Annotated in this window: 16 protein-coding genes; 13 read left to right on the forward strand and 3 right to left on the reverse strand. The window is 50.9% G+C overall.

Annotated features, from left to right (window positions below; all coding sequences use genetic code 11):
* Positions 1-3 precede the first annotated feature (3 nt).
* The 13 genes from AAF564_08100 (at position 4) to AAF564_08160 (ending at position 13,356) form a co-directional block, all read left to right on the forward strand.
* Positions 4-1,803, forward strand: a complete 1,800-nt coding sequence (locus AAF564_08100; GenBank protein MEM8485498.1) for a hypothetical protein — start codon at positions 4-6, stop codon at positions 1,801-1,803.
* Positions 1,804-2,027: 224 nt separating this feature from the next.
* Complete coding sequence (locus tag AAF564_08105; protein ID MEM8485499.1) at positions 2,028-2,234, forward strand: HU family DNA-binding protein; 207 nt, start codon at positions 2,028-2,030, stop codon at positions 2,232-2,234.
* Positions 2,235-2,285: 51 nt separating this feature from the next.
* On the forward strand, positions 2,286-4,046 hold the full coding sequence (locus AAF564_08110) for a hypothetical protein (protein MEM8485500.1): 1,761 nt from the start codon (positions 2,286-2,288) through the stop codon (positions 4,044-4,046).
* Between the two features lie 7 nt (positions 4,047-4,053).
* A complete protein-coding gene (locus AAF564_08115; protein MEM8485501.1) occupies positions 4,054-4,806 on the forward strand; it encodes a MotA/TolQ/ExbB proton channel family protein in 753 nt (250 codons plus the stop codon).
* Between the two features lie 18 nt (positions 4,807-4,824).
* Positions 4,825-5,226 carry a biopolymer transporter ExbD gene (locus tag AAF564_08120; GenBank protein ID MEM8485502.1) on the forward strand — a complete coding sequence of 134 codons (402 nt, stop codon included), beginning with the start codon at positions 4,825-4,827 and terminating at the stop codon, positions 5,224-5,226.
* 137 nt (positions 5,227-5,363) lie between these two features.
* The gene (locus AAF564_08125) at positions 5,364-6,368 is read left to right on the forward strand and encodes a class II fructose-bisphosphate aldolase (GenBank protein ID MEM8485503.1); all 1,005 of its coding nucleotides are present in this window, start codon (positions 5,364-5,366) and stop codon (positions 6,366-6,368) included.
* Between the two features lie 32 nt (positions 6,369-6,400).
* Entirely contained in the window at positions 6,401-7,870 is a 1,470-nt protein-coding gene (locus AAF564_08130; protein MEM8485504.1) for a CoA-acylating methylmalonate-semialdehyde dehydrogenase, read from the forward strand.
* A 27-nt stretch (positions 7,871-7,897) separates the two neighbouring features.
* Positions 7,898-8,794, forward strand: coding sequence for a TIM barrel protein (locus AAF564_08135; GenBank protein MEM8485505.1), 897 nt, complete (start codon positions 7,898-7,900; stop codon positions 8,792-8,794).
* Between the two features lie 160 nt (positions 8,795-8,954).
* The gene (locus AAF564_08140) at positions 8,955-9,968 is read left to right on the forward strand and encodes a Gfo/Idh/MocA family oxidoreductase (protein ID MEM8485506.1); all 1,014 of its coding nucleotides are present in this window, start codon (positions 8,955-8,957) and stop codon (positions 9,966-9,968) included.
* 26 nt (positions 9,969-9,994) lie between these two features.
* Positions 9,995-11,515, forward strand: coding sequence for a GMC family oxidoreductase (locus AAF564_08145; protein MEM8485507.1), 1,521 nt, complete (start codon positions 9,995-9,997; stop codon positions 11,513-11,515).
* 176 nt (positions 11,516-11,691) lie between these two features.
* Complete coding sequence (locus AAF564_08150; protein MEM8485508.1) at positions 11,692-11,994, forward strand: antibiotic biosynthesis monooxygenase; 303 nt, start codon at positions 11,692-11,694, stop codon at positions 11,992-11,994.
* A gap of 59 nt (positions 11,995-12,053) precedes the next feature.
* Entirely contained in the window at positions 12,054-12,920 is an 867-nt protein-coding gene (locus tag AAF564_08155) for an AraC family transcriptional regulator (protein ID MEM8485509.1), read from the forward strand.
* 4 nt (positions 12,921-12,924) lie between these two features.
* Entirely contained in the window at positions 12,925-13,356 is a 432-nt protein-coding gene (locus AAF564_08160) for a GNAT family N-acetyltransferase (protein MEM8485510.1), read from the forward strand.
* A gap of 11 nt (positions 13,357-13,367) precedes the next feature.
* Here the strand turns inward: AAF564_08160 and AAF564_08165 are convergent, their stop codons facing one another.
* The 3 genes from AAF564_08165 to AAF564_08175 form a co-directional block, all read right to left on the reverse strand.
* Positions 13,368-15,014, reverse strand: coding sequence for a PepSY-associated TM helix domain-containing protein (locus AAF564_08165; protein ID MEM8485511.1), 1,647 nt, complete (start codon positions 15,012-15,014; stop codon positions 13,368-13,370).
* Between the two features lie 9 nt (positions 15,015-15,023).
* Positions 15,024-15,317 (reverse strand): hypothetical protein, encoded by a 294-nt coding sequence (locus AAF564_08170; protein MEM8485512.1) that lies wholly within the window; start codon positions 15,315-15,317, stop codon positions 15,024-15,026.
* Between the two features lie 290 nt (positions 15,318-15,607).
* Positions 15,608-17,400 (reverse strand): TonB-dependent receptor (locus AAF564_08175; GenBank protein ID MEM8485513.1); only part of this gene is annotated, 1,793 nt, incomplete at its 5' end.

Genomic DNA, 17,400 nt, shown 5'->3' on the forward strand with positions numbered 1-17,400 from the left:
TCTATGAAATACTCAAAATCCCTTTTGCCGTACGCGTTATTGATCGCAGCATGTTTGCTGGCGAACCTGACTGCAATTGCACCAGCTCTTGCGCAGCAGCGTGACACAACCGGTACCCTGCTCCCCGACATTTCGCCCCGCGAAGTTGAAATCCGTGGCGAATTGCAGATTGCGTTTCCTTCCCTGATTCGGCAGCCGCTCATCGGCTTCAACCCGCCACCACGCGTGCCGGAGTTGCCAGAAGGCCGCATGCCTTTTATCGAGGACTACAAACTCGCAAGTGCCGACTTGCCCAATACACCGCTCGGCCAACCCGATCCGCCTTCTGTAAGCTCGCTTGGCGACTTGCAGCCTTTGCGCGGTGAATTTGAAGCCAGCGCCGGCCGATACCTGAGCCGCATTATCCGTGCGCGCTTGAGTGCTTCAATAAATCGGAATAGCGCGCTCTACAGCCGGATCGACTACCAGGGCACAGAAGGGTACTTTCTCGAAGACGATTCGAGATTTCCCGACCTGAGAAACCCGTTTGATGGCCTGTATGCCGTGCTCGGTTACCAGTCAGTTGGCGCCAGAAGAGGCTGGGGTATTGAGTTAGACGGCAACGTCGATTCGTACACCCTCTTCGGCACCAACATTCTCGAGAACGATTCTATTTCTTCACAAGTAGTACTTCCAGACCGCAACGGCCTTGCCGGCAATGCTGAGTTCTGGATCCGTTCGCAAGGTGAAGCGGCAGTTGACGCAGAATTCCGTCTCAAATATGGCGGCACGCGGTATCAAACTGATTTATTTGACAACGCACTCAACGCCTTGCCGCGGCTGGATCAAAAAGAGAAACGTCTCACAAGTGTATTCAATCTGGGCGTCCCGTTTAGCATTGGCGATTTCCTGGTACGTACGGAAGTCTCTGGCGCTGGTCTGGATGACGAATCAGTTTTTGACTTCTCAACCTACTATCTGAACGTCGGCTCGGGCTTCAAAGTAGTCTTCAGTCCAACGTTCAATATCCAGCTTTTGGGCCGCTACCTCGGTACCTCATTCATCGATGGCGGGCAAGACGAATTCCGTAGCTACCTGAGTGCTGATGCACAGTTGAATCTGTACCCGGCACCGGGCGTTTCTATTTTTGCCAGAAATACCCCGGGACTCGACCGCAACACAATGTGGGAAGTCTTCCGGCAGAACCCGTATGTCTCAGACATGCTGCAACTGCAGTCGAGTATCCGCCCGATCGATGCCGAAGCCGGGTTTACGTTGTTCAAAGGCAACGTCCAGATGTCGGTCAAGGCCGGCTACATCCAGTCGCCAAACTTCCTCTTCTTCGAATCAGAAGCAGACCAGCCAGGCATTACAGGCTATAATTATCGCAGGGGAATCTTTGCGTATAACTATGCAGATGTCGAAATTCTGCATGCTGACGGCGATATCTCTATCTCTTTCCCGAGCGGTATCCACGCCAAATTTGGGGTATCGGTACGCGAGGCACAGTTGACAGACAGTGAAGTGAACGTACCTTACTACTCCCCTATCATCAGCGAAAACCTTATCTCGTATACCTTTGCTGAAAAGCGTATGATGCTTCAGTTGCTAACCACTTACCATAGCAGCAGAAATCGCAACCGCTTCGACAATTCCAAGGTTGATGATTACTTCGACATGGACCTGAGCTATTCCTATAAAATGCACCCTGGTCTTGGGATGATAGTCAGGCTGGAAAACATTGTAGGTAGCCGGCTTGAGCACTGGGAGCATTACCGCGAGGCGCCTTTCACCGTTTCAGCAGGATTACGGGTGTTCTGGTAAACTGGTTTTACATGATTTAAGTGTTTGATTCATTGCGCCTCAAATTGTAACGCTCCGGAAACAATTTGAGGCGCAATGCCTATATTAACGCCACCTTTGATTCTTCAAAGACTTGTACATATCTTATTTCACGACCGAGATAGTTTCTACAGAGACATAAATTTGGTACCGTTCTTGCATCTCTCTGTGCTTCTCCCTAATGGCGCTTATACCCCGGAAGTCTTATGACTACGACTACTTTAGACCAACTAAAAGAGACGCTTGCTGATGTTGTCCGTGAAGCGCTGGCTAATGGACAAGATGTGCAGCTCCCGGGTTTGGGTACACTCCGCGTAGTACACAAACCAAGCGAAATGATAGAAGATGATAACGGTCAAATCGTTATGCGCCCCCCACGAGATGAAGTAGTTTTCGAACCCGAAAACGCTTGATTCTCCCGCTCCCTTCTCTTCTCCATTATTAGCTGAACATAATTACCAGGCATGCCAATGCTCCTCATCGAACAACTCGCAAAGCAACTTGACTTGCCAACGGACGATGTAAACAACGCGCTTGCAGAGCTCGTTGACAAAATTAAATCTGACCTGGACAACAACCAGCCGGCAATACTTCCCGGTGTTGGTACGTTTGAACAAGGCGAAGACGCCCTTGCCTTTGAACCTACCGAAACGCTGGCAATGGCCGTTAACAACCGTTATGCGGCCCTCGATTCAGAAATGATTCAACTCGGGTTCGAAGAGCCTGAGTTCTCGCTTTCTGACAACTTACAGGAAGGGAACGACCAAGAGGTAGACCAGTCTCTTATCGATCAGATAATTGCTGACGACATGAGCGCCAAGGGTCTATTTACTGATAATGACGATTCCAATCCTCAACCAAACCCCATCGAAGGCTTAGATCCATTTGAAGGCGATCTGCTCGAACCAGCTTTAGAAAATCAAAATTCACCCACGCCCGACGCTACCACGCCCGAAACTGAGGTGGAACCCGCATCCATGAAAGAAGAAGATCCAAATTCAAAAAATCCATCGAACAACGATCCCCTCGGATCGGACACAGAATGGAGTCCTTTCTTTGAAGAACTTGAAGGCGAAGAATTCGATATCGACAATACGATCGACTTGAGCGCTGAGGATTGGCAAGCAGACGTTCCTGCACCGCCCCCCTCGCCATTTGCCTCATCTTCTGATTCATCCAATACCAATGCGGATGACTTGTATTTTGATGTAGATGCAGACCCGGATGATACGCTTTTTGCGCCGGCCGGCAGCATAGACGTCGAAAACCCAAGCAACGAAGACATGTCCTGGGCCACCGCCCCATTGGACGATGTAACCGACTTTTTTGAAGACGATCCTTCCATGAGTTCGTCTTTTGGTGAAGAAACTGATGTCCTTTCAGCAATGTCTGCTGAAGACGAGTTTTTCTCCCCCGTCAGTGGCTCTGCTAACGTAACCCCGGACGACACGCTTTTTGCCCCTTCCGAGTCCATTTACTCTGAAGATGCTTCTACCGAAGCTGACGACACCATCTTCCTCGCGCCTGACCAGACGGTCCAGGCCGGTGCACAGGCTGAACAGCCCGATGCATATGCGCCGCAAGCTGAAGCCCAGACGCAGCCTGATGCAGCGCCGGCACCGCCGCCGCGTTCTCGCAATCCTTATGCATACCGCGAAGATCGCAGAAAAAAGTCTGCATCTTCTTTCCCTTGGATTGCTTTCCTGATTGGCACCCTACTCGTAGGCGGTATTGGCACAGCTATCTGGCAGGACTGGATTCCGCTACCATTTGGTAACTCGGATGCACCGGCAACAACTGCTGTTGCAACGCCTCCTCCGGTGGAAACGCCACCAGAATCAACACCGGCAAACGTAGATCCACAACCGCAGCCAGCTACTGCGGGTGGCGAAGTGAGCACCGAAAATACACCACCAACACAAGCGGCTACACCGCCGCCGGCACCTGTTGCTCAGCGTATTCCTATCGACCGCGCACGCGGCGGATGGACCGTTGTTGTTACCTCGAAAGAGCAACGTATTGAAGCTGCACGAATAATGGATAATTTTGTAGAATTATTTAGCAGTTCTCAGGTACCAGTTGATATATTACCTACCAACGATTTTGATAACACGCGGTATCGTGTAGGTATTGGTCAGTTTTCTTCTCGGGATGCAGCAAGCACCTTCATGAGTAGAAGCAGAACCAGCCTTCCAGAAGATGCTTGGATTTTGAGGATTGAATAGTCTTAGTATGACCAAACTTGCTGTTGCTCTGCTGCACCTGAATGTAGCGCGCCCCCAGGATATTTCAGCGTTTCCTGCCCAGGACTCATTACTTACCAACGCTCCCGCCGAAGTTGGTACCCCCCTGATCGAGATTATTCTCCAGGGCGGCTGGGTCATGATTCCGCTCGGATTGCTTTCTGTGCTGGCGATATACCTGTTTATTGAGCGCCTTGCTACGTTACGTGCTGCGCAGTCCGACCCATACCAGCTTACCGACCGCATCCGCAGATATATCCAGGTCAGCGACGTACGCGGCGCCATTGGTTTCTGTGATGCGCAAGACAATCCTATTTCTCGCATCCTCAAGCGTGGCCTCGAGCGCCTTGGCCGGCCCATTTCTGAAATTCAGGATGCCGTGCAAGCCGCCGGCAAACACGAAGCTTTTGAACTGGAAAAACGAACGGACATGCTCGCCAGTATTGCGAGTATTGCACCCATGCTTGGTTTCCTCGGTACCGTAATTGGTATGATCGAGGCCTTCCAGGAAATCCAGAACCTGCAAGGTAATGTAAACCCAAGCGTACTCGCCGGTGGTATCTGGGAAGCATTGATTACCACCGCAACCGGTTTGTTGGTCGGGATTGTAGCTATTTTCTTCTACAACTTTCTCATCAACCGCATAAACCGCCATGTGAATAACATGGAGCGGTCTGCAACCGACTTTATCGACCTCCTTCAGGAGCCCGTTCCGTCACGCGCTGAAGAACGCGCGTATTAATCCAGCCCGCCCAACGCGATGTCTTTTCAATTTTCGTCTTCGAAAAAGCCATTAAACGTGTTTAGCGCAGCTGGTCTGACTGACATTGTTCTGCTGCTGCTGATCTTTTTCTTGCTTACCTCTAGCTTTATCCCGCAATTTGGGATCAAGGTAAACCTGCCCAATGCTGACGCCTCTGCGCCGGCCGACCCAAACTACGTTACCGTAGTCATCACCGATGATGGGCGGTATTTTGTAGAGCAGGACCAGGTAAGCGAAGAAGCGCTCCTCGACGCCATTATAGCCGCAAGAGGGCAACGCAACGCCCTGTTGCTTCGTGCTGATGAAGCGGCAACCATCAACCAGTTTGCTGCTGTAGGCAATGTAGCAAAGGCGCTGAACCTATCCTTCTCCATGGCCACCGAACGCGGCCGGCGTTAACCTGCGCACGGCCTTTCCCGTAAGGCGCTTCCCCTTTCTCAACTCCTCTTTCTCCCTGCATGCACCTGCATCGCTGAGGCGTTGAATGTATTGGATTTGATTTCTATACTGACACCTGTGCAAGCGCACAGTTTTGTGTGTCTTGGTCTATTGCGTCATCAACTTTCCTCTACGCCGGCATGCCTCGCGTATCCCCCGCCCTGCTCTACCGCGCCTGTTATGGCAAATATGCCATTGCAGCCGTAAATGTTTTTTGCATGGAGCAGATCCTCGGCTTGTTTGAAGCAGCGCATCGTGCCAGGGCCCCGTTTATTGTAGCCATCACCCCTTATGCACGCGACTATGCCTCCCCCGTCATGTTCGAACACATGATCCGGGCGGCCGCAGCCCAATATCCTGATGCCATTTTCGCCACACACCTCGACCATGGCAACGACGCCCATTGCGTTGACGCCATTGCATCCGGGTGGTATACTTCGGTCATGATTGATGCCTCACACGATGCATTTGAGCAGAACGTTGCGCGCACGGCCAAAGTGGTCGAACTTGCCCATCAAAAGGACCTTGTTGTAGAAGCAGAGCTGGGCGTATTAAGCGGCGTAGAAGACGACCTCGTTGTTGCCGCCGGCGATGCCAGTTACACGAACCCAGACCAGTGCGCTGATTTTGTAACGCAAACAGGCTGCGATAGCCTCGCCATAGCAGTAGGCACAAGCCACGGTGCTTATAAGTTCTCAGGCGATCAAGGCTTGCAGTTTCATATTCTGGAAGCCATCCAGCAACGCCTGCCCGGCTTTCCACTTGTCCTACATGGTGGCTCCAACGTCGACGTAGACGAAGTAGATCGGATCAACAACGCCGGCGGCACACTCAAAGCCGGCGCAAAAGGGGTTGCCCCTGATGAAATCAGACGGGCAATCCCCTACGGGATATGCAAAGTAAACGTTGCTACAGACACGCGTATTCTGTGGACACGCGTCCACAGAGAGTATTTTCGGGACCAGCCTGAAAACATTGACCTCGTGGTACCCGGAAAAATGTACATCGAAGCATACGCAGATTTGATAGAACAAAAGTTTGCGTTATTTGGCGCCCGAGACAAAGCACCGGAGCTACAGCAAATGTTGTTGGCCTCCAGGTAATTTCTTTCACCCCTTTAGCTCATACCAAGTTTATGGTCCAGACGCTACAAAACTACATTTCGGGCAACTGGCGCAAAAGTCAGAGCACCGACCTGATTGATGTAGAAAATCCGGCTACGCAAGACAAACTCGCGTACGTACCCGTAGGTCAGCCTACGGATGTAGCAACTGTTGTTGAGGCAGCAAAAAAAGCATACCCCGAGTGGAGAAATACGCCGGCCAATGAGCGCGTGCAGTACCTCTTCAAACTCAAGCAGTTGCTCGAGGAAAACGTGCGCGACATAGCCAAAACCATCACCATCGAATCGGGCAAAACCTTAAAGGAGTCGATGGGTGAGATGCGCCGCGCCATTGAAAACGTCGAGGTCGCGTGTGGCATCCCGTTGATGCTGCAAAGCGAATTCTCCGAAGACATTGCCCGGGGTATCGACGAGTACATGATTCGGCAACCACTCGGCGTATGCGCGGCCATTTGCCCCTTCAACTTTCCGGGCATGATTACCTTCTGGTTTTTGCCCTATGCCATTGCATGCGGCAACACCTTTATCGTGAAACCGTCGGAGAAAGTGCCGCTCACCATGGCCAAGATCTTCGAATTGATCGATCAGACGGGTATCCCTCCCGGTGTTGTAAACATGGTACACGGCACAAAGGACGTCGTTAATGGCATCCTGGAGCATCCGGACGTGAAAGCCATCAGCTTTGTTGGCTCAACGCCCGTAGCACGTCACATCTACCAAAAAGCAGCAGCCCATGGCAAACGCGTGCAGGCGCAGGGTGGTGCCAAAAACCCCATCCTCGTGCTGCCCGATGCAGACCTGGATACCACAACCAAAATTGTGACCGACAGCGTCTATGGCTGCGCCGGCCAGCGGTGCCTTGCTGCCTCCATTGTAGTTACCGTGGGTGAGCACAAACCGTTTACCGAGCAGTTGATCGACGCCACGCGCGATCGCGTTACCGGATTTGGACTCGACGATGGCGTAGAGATGGGCCCCGTGATCACCCCCCAAAGCAAATCCAGGATTGAACAGCTGATTGAAGAGGGTATCTCAGAAGGCGCCAACGCTGTGCTTGATGGCCGGCAGAGTGCCATCAAAGGATACGAACGGGGCAATTTTGTAGAGCCCACCATTCTCGAAAACGTACCGATGAATGGCAAGATCATCCAAACAGAAATTTTTGGCCCGGTGATGAGTCTCATCCATGTTGACACCATCGAAGAGGCTATACATTTTGTAAACAGCGGCCGGTATGGCAACATGGCCTGCCTTTTTACCAGCAGTGGCGCCAATGCGCGCAAATTCAGACACGAAGCTGAAGCCGGTAACATCGGCATCAACATCGGCGTCGCCGCGCCTATGGCACAATTCCCTTTTTCAGGCTGGAAAGAAAGCTTTTTTGGAGACCTGCACGGACAAAGCCGGCATGCAGTCGAGTTTTTCACCCAGACCAAAGTTGTTGTCGAACGCTGGCTCAAGGACTGGAACCGCAAGTTCTAGCGCCCCTCCCACTTTTATAATGCAGCTATGATTCAGATTGCAAATGCTCCTTGCTCGTGGGGCGTAATCGAAAACCTGGTAGGCGACCGGTTTGGTTACAAAAACGTGCTTACAGAAATGCAAGAGGCGGGGTACGCCGGCACCGAGTTGGGTGACTGGGGATTTATGCCCACTGATCCTGCAAAACTGGCGACAGAACTCAAGCACCATGCCTTGCAGTTGCTCGGCTCATGGGTGAGCGTACGGCTTTACGATGCCAGCTACCACGATGCCGGCATTGCGCAGGCTGTAAAAACCGCCCGGCTCATGGCAGAGGTCGGTGGCCCCGACTGTTTTGTAATTATAGGCGACGACCACAGCACCATCCCCGATCGGTCCAATTTTTCCGGCCGGATAACACAAGCGCACTGGCTCAACGAAGCCGGCTGGGAGGTGTATACAACGGGAGCGATGCGGGTAGCTGAAGCGGTAAAAAAAGAAACCGGCTTGCGCTCCATCATCCACCACCACGGTGCTACCTACGTCGAGACACCAGAAGAAATCGACGAATTTATGGCGCGCACTGACCCCGACCTGGTAGGTCTTTGTTTTGACACCGGCCACTGCGCACTCGGCGGTGGAGATCCCGTTGCGGTGCTCAAAAAACACCATGACCGCATCTGGCACGTGCACTTTAAAGATTTTGACCCCGAAATTGTCGAAGAAGCCAAAGTCGCTGGCTGGGACTATCAGGGCATGATAGGCCGCGGCCTGTTCCCCGAACTCGGTCAGGGCAATGTCGATTTTGCCAGCGTCTTAGAGACCCTTCAAGACCTCAACTACAAAGACTGGATTGTGGTCGAGCAAGATGTCCTCCCCGGTATGGGCACCCCGCGAGATAGTGCTATTCGAAATCGGGCGTTTCTAAAGGCACTGAAGGTTTGACACCATACATCCCCACCGTCATCCTGAGCCTTGCGAAGGATCTGGGGAGGCTACAACCAATGCCTAACTCCCCACTCCTGTCATACCTGTGGATCCCGTATCAAGTACGGGATGACGGTGGGGGATCATGAATAACGTCCCCCAATCATCGCAATTCACCATGCAAAAAGTAAAAACAGGCATCGTTGGCCTTGGCCGACTGGGGCAGCGCTACGCAGAGAACCTGCGCTTCAAAATACCACAGTCTGAGTTGGTCGCCGCGTGCAGCATCAACCCGAAAGAGCTGCAATTTGCAAGGGAAGAACTCGGGCTTACAGCGTGCTACGATAACCTCGACGCCATGCTGGCCAACGAGCAACTAGACGCGCTATTCGTCATCAGCTCAACCGACCAGCATGCCCCCCACATGATCAAGGGGCTCGAAGCTGGCCTGCATGTATTTTGCGAAAAGCCCTTGTCGCTCGACCTGAACTCGTGCGCAGAAGTTGTCCGCATAGCGGATGCACATCCGGACCAATACGCTGTTGTAGGCTTTGCCCGCCGGTTCGACCCAAGTTATGCGTACGCTAAACGGAAAGTCGACGCCGGCGCTATTGGCACACCCTTTCTTGTAAAATCCCAAACGGTGGACGTGGACGCCACGGCTAAATTCCAGATAGAATTTGTCAAAACCAGCGGTGGACTGTTTCAGGACTACAACGTGCACGACCTCGATCTCGCGCGCTGGTTTCTGGGCAGCAACATCAAAACCGTATTTGCCACGGGCGGCGCATTCAAGCACCCGGAGTTTGCTGCTGCCGGCGATGCAGACAACGTACTCTCGACCTGCGTATTGGATAATGGCACCATGGCCACAATCCATGCATCCCGTACGGCCCAGCACGGCCACGATACGTTTACCGAGGTGGTGGGCACCGAAGGTACGCTGCGCATCGGCCGGCCGGCTTCGATGCATCTGGTAGAGATTAGCGACAAACACGGCGTCCGCAAAGAGTGCGCGCAAACGTTCTACGAGCGCTTCCAGGAGGGCTTCCTTTTGCAAACGCAGGATTTCATTGACTGCATCATCGAAGGCCGCGAACCTGAACTCAAACTGGAAGACGCCATCGAAGCCACAAAAGCCGCGATTGCGCTGACGCGTTCGTTTCGGGAGAAGAAGTTGTGCGAGGTATAGATGCTTTGTTCATCACATAAATCGTCATGAAAGTCCTTTCAGCCGACATTGTGATTATGGGATCTGGTCCCGGTGGAAGTGCGCTGGCTTATGCCTTGAAAGACGCTGGTGCAAAAGTATTGGTTGTGGAGCGCGGCGGGTATCTACCGATTGAGCCGGCAAACTGGGATGCTGAAGCCGTGTTTGGTCATGGCAGATATAAAACCAGCGAAAAGTGGTTTGATGTCGCCAACAACGCCCTGTACAGCCCGGGCAATCACTACTGGGTAGGCGGGCAAACCAAAATGTATGGCGCCAACTTGCAGCGCTTCCGTGCTGAAGACTTTGAGGATATAGAACACGTCGCCGGCATTTCGCCGGCATGGCCGATCAAGTATGCAGATCTGGAACCGTTTTATGGCGAAGCTGAAGCACTTTTTGCCGTGCGAGGTGAGGCCGGCATTGACCCCACAGAACCAGAGAGAAGTACGCCTTTCCCCTTTCCACCTATCCCCCATGAGCCAGCAGTTGCCGCGCTGGTTCATAAACTGGAGGCCAACGGATTTAAACCACATCCGCTTGAAATGGCGGTACACTGGGAAGGCGCAGGCTGCAATCCCGAGCATCCGTGTACCGGGTGTGATGGCTTTCCCTGTTATGCACGGGGCAAAGCCGACGCTGAGACCCAATGCCTTACCCCAGCGCTTGCATCCGAAAACGTCGAACTGCTCACAAACACGCAGATAGACCGTCTCACAACCTCTGCCAATGGTAAAGAAATTGTCTCTGCAGAGGGAAATTGCAGGGGTGAAGCATTCTCAATCAAAGCCAAAATTTTTGTATTGGCGTGTGGTGCTGCAAATTCACCCGCTGTGTTGCTGCGGTCTCAATCTTCAGCCTGCCCCAATGGAATTGGCAACACCCATGACCAGGTAGGCCGGCACTACATGTTGCAGAATCAGAGTGCCTTGATGTCGGTCCGCCCGTTTGGCAAAACCGATTTGACCATGCAAAAAACGGTGGGCATCCACGACTTTCTGTTTAATGCCCCCGGTTTTCCCTACCCCGCCGGCGCCATTCAGACCTTGGGCAAACTAACAGGATTAATGATCCAAAGCGACCAACCATACCTACCAACCCGGTTACTGGATGGTATAGTAAAGCGCAGCATCGACTGGTGGATGACAAGCGAAGAACTGCCTGACCCAAACAACAGCATTCAGATAGGCAAAAAAGGAAGATTAGACGTAACCTGGCGGCCAAACAATGAACAAGCACATCAAGTGCTACTGGCACAGGTCAAGAAAATGATGCGCAGCGCCGGCTACCCGTTCAACTTCCACAAGCGATTTGGCATCGCAGCCAACGCACACCAGTGCGGCACTTTGCGGCTGGGCAATGAGCCGGCCAATTCAGTGTGTGATCCCACAGGCAAAGTCCACGGCGTCGATAACCTCTATGTAGCAGACGCAAGCGTCTTTCCTTCTTCTACAGCCATGGCACCAACCCTCACCCTTGTGGCACTGAGCCTAAAAATGGGTCGAAAGTTGATCTTAAACAATTTGTGAGACAGCTAAACGCTTTTCCATAACAAAGCATTGACGCGGTAAAAGACCAGGCGATGCAGCGCGGTTGGCAAGATTGTCCATCATCCATCCGGTACAATCCATGTTAACCGCGACAGCTAATACGCAAATTGGCGTTGTCACAAAAAAACAAACAGCTCAACAAAACAGACAACACCATGATAAAAGTAGGTTTATTGGTCAGACTCAAAGCAAAACCCGGCAAAGAAACAGCTGTACAAAACTTCATCACGGATGCCTTGCCCCTGGCGGTCGCTGAACCAGATACAACAACCTGGTACGCCATCAAAATTGATGCCTCCACGTTTGGTATCTTCGATACCTTCCCCCATGCATCAGGAAGGGACGCCCACCTCGGTGGTAAAATTGCTGCGGCCCTCATGGCAAACGCACCTGAGCTTCTGGCAGAAGATCCAGTGATCGAAAAAATTGACGTACTCGCTGCCAAAAGAGCCGGCTAAGATGGTATAGATCAGCGCTGAAGGCAGGGTGCCTGCTCTGCCTTCAGCCCATTAACCGTATGGACAAAAAAGCTTCTACCCTCATCAACCAGCAAAATGGCGAACTGGCCTTCAAAATTTTCTCCTTTGAAAATGATGACCCTTTTGGCCACATTCAGCGGCACAATTACTACTCGATCATCCTGATCTATGCCGGCACCTTTGAATTACAGATTGAACACGCCAAACAAGAAATCTCAGCCAAAGTAGCCATCTGTGTTTCCCCCTACCAACCTTATTCAATAAAGGCAACAGGGCCCATCGCCGGCGTTACACTGCATTTCCATCCCGATTTTTTTTGCACGTACAAACACCAAAATGAAATCCAGACCGAAGGCGTTTTATTCCACAACATCTTCCAACCCAGCTTTTTCTCAGTACCGGATGAAATGCCCTTGCTAAACCTGCTCACACAGATGCGCGAAGAGATCGATGCAGATCAGGTGGGGCAACATCAACAATTGGTGTCTTATCTAAAAATCTTCCTCCTTTCGATGGTCAGGATCAAACAAGGCACCATCGAAGACCTGCCGGTAGCCACAAGCAACAGTGATCGGATGATCCGGGACCTAATTTATTATATCGAAAAATACTACCAGCATAAACACTCCACAGCAGACTACGCGCAATTGCTCAATACGTCAACCAGTGCACTGGGCAAGCTCGTGAAAAAGCAGTTTGGCAGAAGCTTGACTAACCTGCTTGCAGAACGTATTGTTGTCGAAGCCAAAAGAGAGTTGTATCTCACCTCAAAAACGGTAAAAGAAATTGCTTTCCTTTTTGGCTACAACGATGAATATTACTTCAGTCGTTTTTTCAAAAAACATGCGGGTATTTCGCCAACGTTGTACCGCAATACCGTAGGGTTTGCCAAACAGGAGAGTTGAGCCCATGAACTTCAGGTCGTACACGTCCTCGGACCGCAGTTCCTGTATACAGCTGCTGGAAGCCAACACCCCGGCGTATTTTGCCCCCAACGAGCGCGCTGACTATGTGGCTTACCTGGACAAGGGGCCAACGGGCTACATGGTCTGTGAACGTGATGAAAAGATCATTGCGGCATTTGGCTTTGCAGTCAACGGTACACACGGGCGGGTACAGTGGATTATGACTTCACCGGCAGCGCAGGGATCGGGTATGGGAGGTGCGATGATGCGGTTGGTGTTGCAAAAAGCCGAAGCCGCTGGCGTACAGGTAATTGATATCGCAGCAAGCCAAAAGTCTGCCCCGTTCTTCGCGCACTATGGCGCGGTCGAAATCAAATTTACCGCCGCCGGCTGGGGACCAGGACTCGACCGGATTGATATGGAATTGACCTTCTGAACAAAGGGATATTAGCGTTCCACTAACATGGTCTCTTGGATAGGAACACCTTCCTTCCGTGCTCTCAACTCTACAGGGGAGGAATCTCCTCCACTTAGGCGGCTAGATATCCAAAATAATATTATCCCGCTCATAAAGAAGCCGATGTCTACACGCCAAACGCCCCAATCTCCATGCGTTACTGCAATCCAGGGCCATGCCCCTGTTCCAATACCATTAGATATCGGCACGAGCACACTTAGTATGCCGGCAAGAAAAAGTAATTTCCCACCTATCTCAAGGGGAGGCCTGCCAATAAAAGCCACAAGAATCAGGACAAGCCAGCTCCCAAAGAAAATGGCCTCTTCCCAGAACGCTCGTCCTTCCATTTCGATCGGCAATAGCCTCGAAACAATCATCAAGAAGGGAATAGCTGCAACCAGACCAATACCAGCACCAATCGTCAGACGGCCAAGAAACTTGTGCAATGCCGGCGTCGCGAGCGGATCTTTAGGCCGACGAACGAGAATCCACAATACATTACCCGTTAGAATCACCGCACTTGCAGCTATTGCAAGAACAAAGAACAGAAAATTCAATAACCAACCACCAAAAGAAGCAAAATGCAAATTGGTCATCACAGCCACAGTTTTACCCAGCGCTGTTGTTTGCTGCGGTGTTGACTCATCTAGAATTTCTCCCGTCCCTGCAAGTACTACAGCCGCACCTGCAGTTGCCAACGTCTCCACAGTCTGCCCAGATACAACAGCTATGGCGTTGGCGTCACCCCACCCCTCATAACTCAGACTCGTAATACTCACATCGCCCCATCGCTCACTGACCTGGCGAATAATTTCAGATGGATACAACATTTCCTGGGCATTTCCACTTGCCTCAAATTCGGCATGTTCAACGCCTTCAAGCAATGACTCCACCATTCCTTGATCCCCATCAAAAACTACTAGTACAGTGGGAGCCAAAACTAGAATGAGCAAGCTAAAGAACGCACCGGTAATTGCGTACATGATCGTAAAAGGAAAACCAATCAACCCAAGTACAGTGTGTGCATCAGCCAGGGAGGTTCGGAGTTTTTCTTTAGGCCTGAAAGTGTGCCAGTCTTTGGGCAGCTTTCGCAAATGGATAAGCAAGCCGCCAATAAGCGTGAATAAGAAAAATACGGCAACAATTCCTGACAGAATACGGCCTGGCGTCCCCGCTTGTCTGAAAAAATGTAGATCATAAATAATGCGAGCAAGCCGGCTACGGCCCTGCCAGGGCAATTCCATTCCTGTGGTGGCACTGAGTTGAACCTCTAGTGTGTCACCGGCCACTGTTTCATACCGTAGCCAATAATAAGGACGTTCATCAAAAGCATTGATGAACAGTACGTCAGCTCCTTCTGCCGGCGGTTGCGATTTCATGATTGGATCAATTACATCTTCAACCGGAAGTTTATTCTGGCTGACACGGTATGCAGGATCAGCCCACTGCATTAGATCAGCCCGGTAAAGCGTAAAGGCACCGCAATAAAAGATTACAAACAGCCCAATTCCAATCACAATCCCTACAATGGAATGGCTATCCCATAACAGTTTATACGCACGGGGCTTAACAAACTGCCGGCTTTTTTTGCTGGATTTTGAGACACCATTAGGTGCAACTGCTGGTTTTGATTCCATTGTGCAACATTAAAGTAGTTTAGTTACAGCTATAACAGCTACAAAAAACAGCGTGACAAGTCCTGTCCACAACCATGCGTGCCGGCCATTTTTAGCCAGCATGGCAAATAGGATGAACCCTCCCCAGACAGGAACACTCATACCCACAGAAATTGCAACAGCCAGATTAAGATTCACACCAAGAGCAGGTAGACCCGTCCCGATTGCCATGCCAAAGGTTAAAAACACCAAGAATCCTCCAAACAACGCAGCAGTTGTTTTACCCCAGGCTTCTCCCCGCGTCCAGTTATGTTTCATTGCCATGCTTCCCCCTTCCCTGACCGCAATTTCTCAAACACAAAGGGTCCTATTAACGCCATCACAGATCCTGTAGTCATCATTACAGTAATCACAAGTGTGGGCCCTAACCCAATGCCAAAAGCTCTAATACCCAAAACGATCGACACCACAGCTAAGCCTGCTGCAACTGCACGCTTTGAAGCACTGTATTTAATGGATTTACTGACTTGTCTACCAGGCGCTGCCAAATAGAACAAGGCGTAACTCAAGGCTGCAAGTAACAAGGCCAACATATTCATGATTAAGTGCCGAACCTAGAAGTCAACATCAAGCGTTACGCCATAGACTGCAGGCAATCCAAATTGCACAACTCGTCCACCAAAACCGCCTGTCACAGCCTGCAATTCTACAGGCTCATCAAAGAGATTACGCGCAAAAAGGGAAACGCCCAGCATTCGCCCACGAAATCCGTACTCGTAGCCAACTCGCGCATTGACAACAGTATAATCTCCTGCTTTCAAATCAGGATCGTTTTGACCGTCAGACCCGGTTCCAACGGCGCTGAAATAACTGCCCGTATGACTGACATCAGCTGTTGCAAAAAAACCATTTGCAAGACCATTACCTGGCCGATAGAGAAATCCAATACTATAAGACTCTCCTGCAGAGCTCGGAAATGAGAAACCAGAGAGATCAACACCATTTAGAATGAACTCATCAAATTCTGTCTCTACAATCCCCAAAGAACTAAATAAGGTTAACCCTAATACTGGAATAGCACGTAGTTCCATTTCGAAGCCATACAGCGTAGATGCTCCTGCATTTGCCGTTCGAACCAATGTTGTACCCTCGATAGGAACACTTAACTGTTGGTCGGTCCAATCCATATAAAACGCGTTGACGTTAGCCGTTAGCCGGCCATTAAGCCACCGGCTTCGTAGTGATACTTCGTAGTTCCACGTATACTCAGGATCGAAGACGTTAAGCTCCCCATTTACCAGAATCTGGGCTCCGCCAGAACGATAGCCGCGTTGTACGGTAGCACCAACCGTCAAATCGCTTGTTACATCGTAGGCCAATCCTACCTTGGGCAGGAATGCACTGTAAGTTGTTTCAGGATTAGTTGGAGGCTCCTGAATTTGAGCACGTAGCACACCCAGAATGATTGGCGTGAACATTCCAAATGCCTGGGGATCAGCTGAAACGTCGGCAACTGATTCACTCGACTGTGTAAAGTTTTCATTATCGTACCGTAGGCCCACGGTCACCTTAAGAGCTTCTGTTACCTCCTGATTTACTTCGCCAAAAACGGCAATATTATCTACTACAGTCTCAAAATCTGTGTAAGCGTCATAAAGGATCTCTGCCGGTGGCACAGGACCACCGACAGCCTCTGCGATCAGTCCTTCGACGATCGGAAAAATATCTCCAAGATTTCTGTTCTCGCTGTCCGAGTCAAAATGTCCGAAATATCCCCCAATCACTGCCTGTGTGCGGTCGGTTTCATAATTTAATCGCAATTCCTGGGTAAAATCTGAATTGATCAAATCCCCCTTGCTGCCAACAGGAATAATGAGCGTTGGGTCGGGATCAATAAATCGTAAACCATCACGATCTCTCCCCCCACTATGAAATGCGGAGACTGATGTTAGTGTTATAGCTTCAGTAAGTCCATAGCCTAATTCCAACGCAGCATTGTGTACCGTGCCATCTTCTAGCGTTGCATAAGGTGCAAAGCTCTCTCGGGCCTCAAAATCTGGACCCGTGGCTTGCAGCAGAAGTGTAGGACGGTCATTGGCAAAGCTATATGAAAGCCGTGCTGATAACTCGGGTACTCCTTTCGGCGTAAACAGCAATCGCGCTTTCACATTGGCGTATTCACTACGAACCAGATCGTCGGAACCACCAAGGTTAAGCGCATCAAGTCTGGGGTAACGAAAACCCGTATCTAAAAACTGATATTCGCCCGAAATACGGAATGCAAGTTGATCAGCAATCAGCGGCCCAGTGAAAGCCACAGCAACTTCACGATTTTCCTGGTTTCCACCTGTCAGTCTAGCAGCACCTCCCCATGAGAACTCTGGGTCTTTAGATCGAAGAGCAACAG

It is taken from the genome of Bacteroidota bacterium (genome assembly GCA_039111535.1).
Taxonomy (GTDB): Bacteria; Bacteroidota; Rhodothermia; order Rhodothermales; family JAHQVL01; genus JBCCIM01.

Excerpts from the sequence above, each read along its gene's own strand:
- AAF564_08100 (MEM8485498.1), top strand. The coding sequence starts at position 4 with ATGAAATACTCAAAATCCCTTTTGCCGTACGCGTTATTGATCGCAGCA.
- AAF564_08105 (MEM8485499.1), top strand. The coding sequence starts at position 2,028 with ATGACTACGACTACTTTAGACCAACTAAAAGAGACGCTTGCTGATGTT.
- AAF564_08110 (MEM8485500.1), top strand. The coding sequence starts at position 2,286 with ATGCCAATGCTCCTCATCGAACAACTCGCAAAGCAACTTGACTTGCCA.
- AAF564_08115 (MEM8485501.1), top strand. The coding sequence starts at position 4,054 with ATGACCAAACTTGCTGTTGCTCTGCTGCACCTGAATGTAGCGCGCCCC.
- AAF564_08120 (MEM8485502.1), top strand. The coding sequence starts at position 4,825 with ATGTCTTTTCAATTTTCGTCTTCGAAAAAGCCATTAAACGTGTTTAGC.
- AAF564_08130 (MEM8485504.1), top strand. The coding sequence starts at position 6,401 with ATGGTCCAGACGCTACAAAACTACATTTCGGGCAACTGGCGCAAAAGT.
- AAF564_08135 (MEM8485505.1), top strand. The coding sequence starts at position 7,898 with ATGATTCAGATTGCAAATGCTCCTTGCTCGTGGGGCGTAATCGAAAAC.
- AAF564_08140 (MEM8485506.1), top strand. The coding sequence starts at position 8,955 with ATGCAAAAAGTAAAAACAGGCATCGTTGGCCTTGGCCGACTGGGGCAG.
- AAF564_08145 (MEM8485507.1), top strand. The coding sequence starts at position 9,995 with ATGAAAGTCCTTTCAGCCGACATTGTGATTATGGGATCTGGTCCCGGT.
- AAF564_08150 (MEM8485508.1), top strand. The coding sequence starts at position 11,692 with ATGATAAAAGTAGGTTTATTGGTCAGACTCAAAGCAAAACCCGGCAAA.
- AAF564_08155 (MEM8485509.1), top strand. The coding sequence starts at position 12,054 with ATGGACAAAAAAGCTTCTACCCTCATCAACCAGCAAAATGGCGAACTG.
- AAF564_08160 (MEM8485510.1), top strand. The coding sequence starts at position 12,925 with ATGAACTTCAGGTCGTACACGTCCTCGGACCGCAGTTCCTGTATACAG.
- AAF564_08165 (MEM8485511.1), bottom strand. The coding sequence starts at position 15,014 with ATGGAATCAAAACCAGCAGTTGCACCTAATGGTGTCTCAAAATCCAGC.
- AAF564_08170 (MEM8485512.1), bottom strand. The coding sequence starts at position 15,317 with ATGGCAATGAAACATAACTGGACGCGGGGAGAAGCCTGGGGTAAAACA.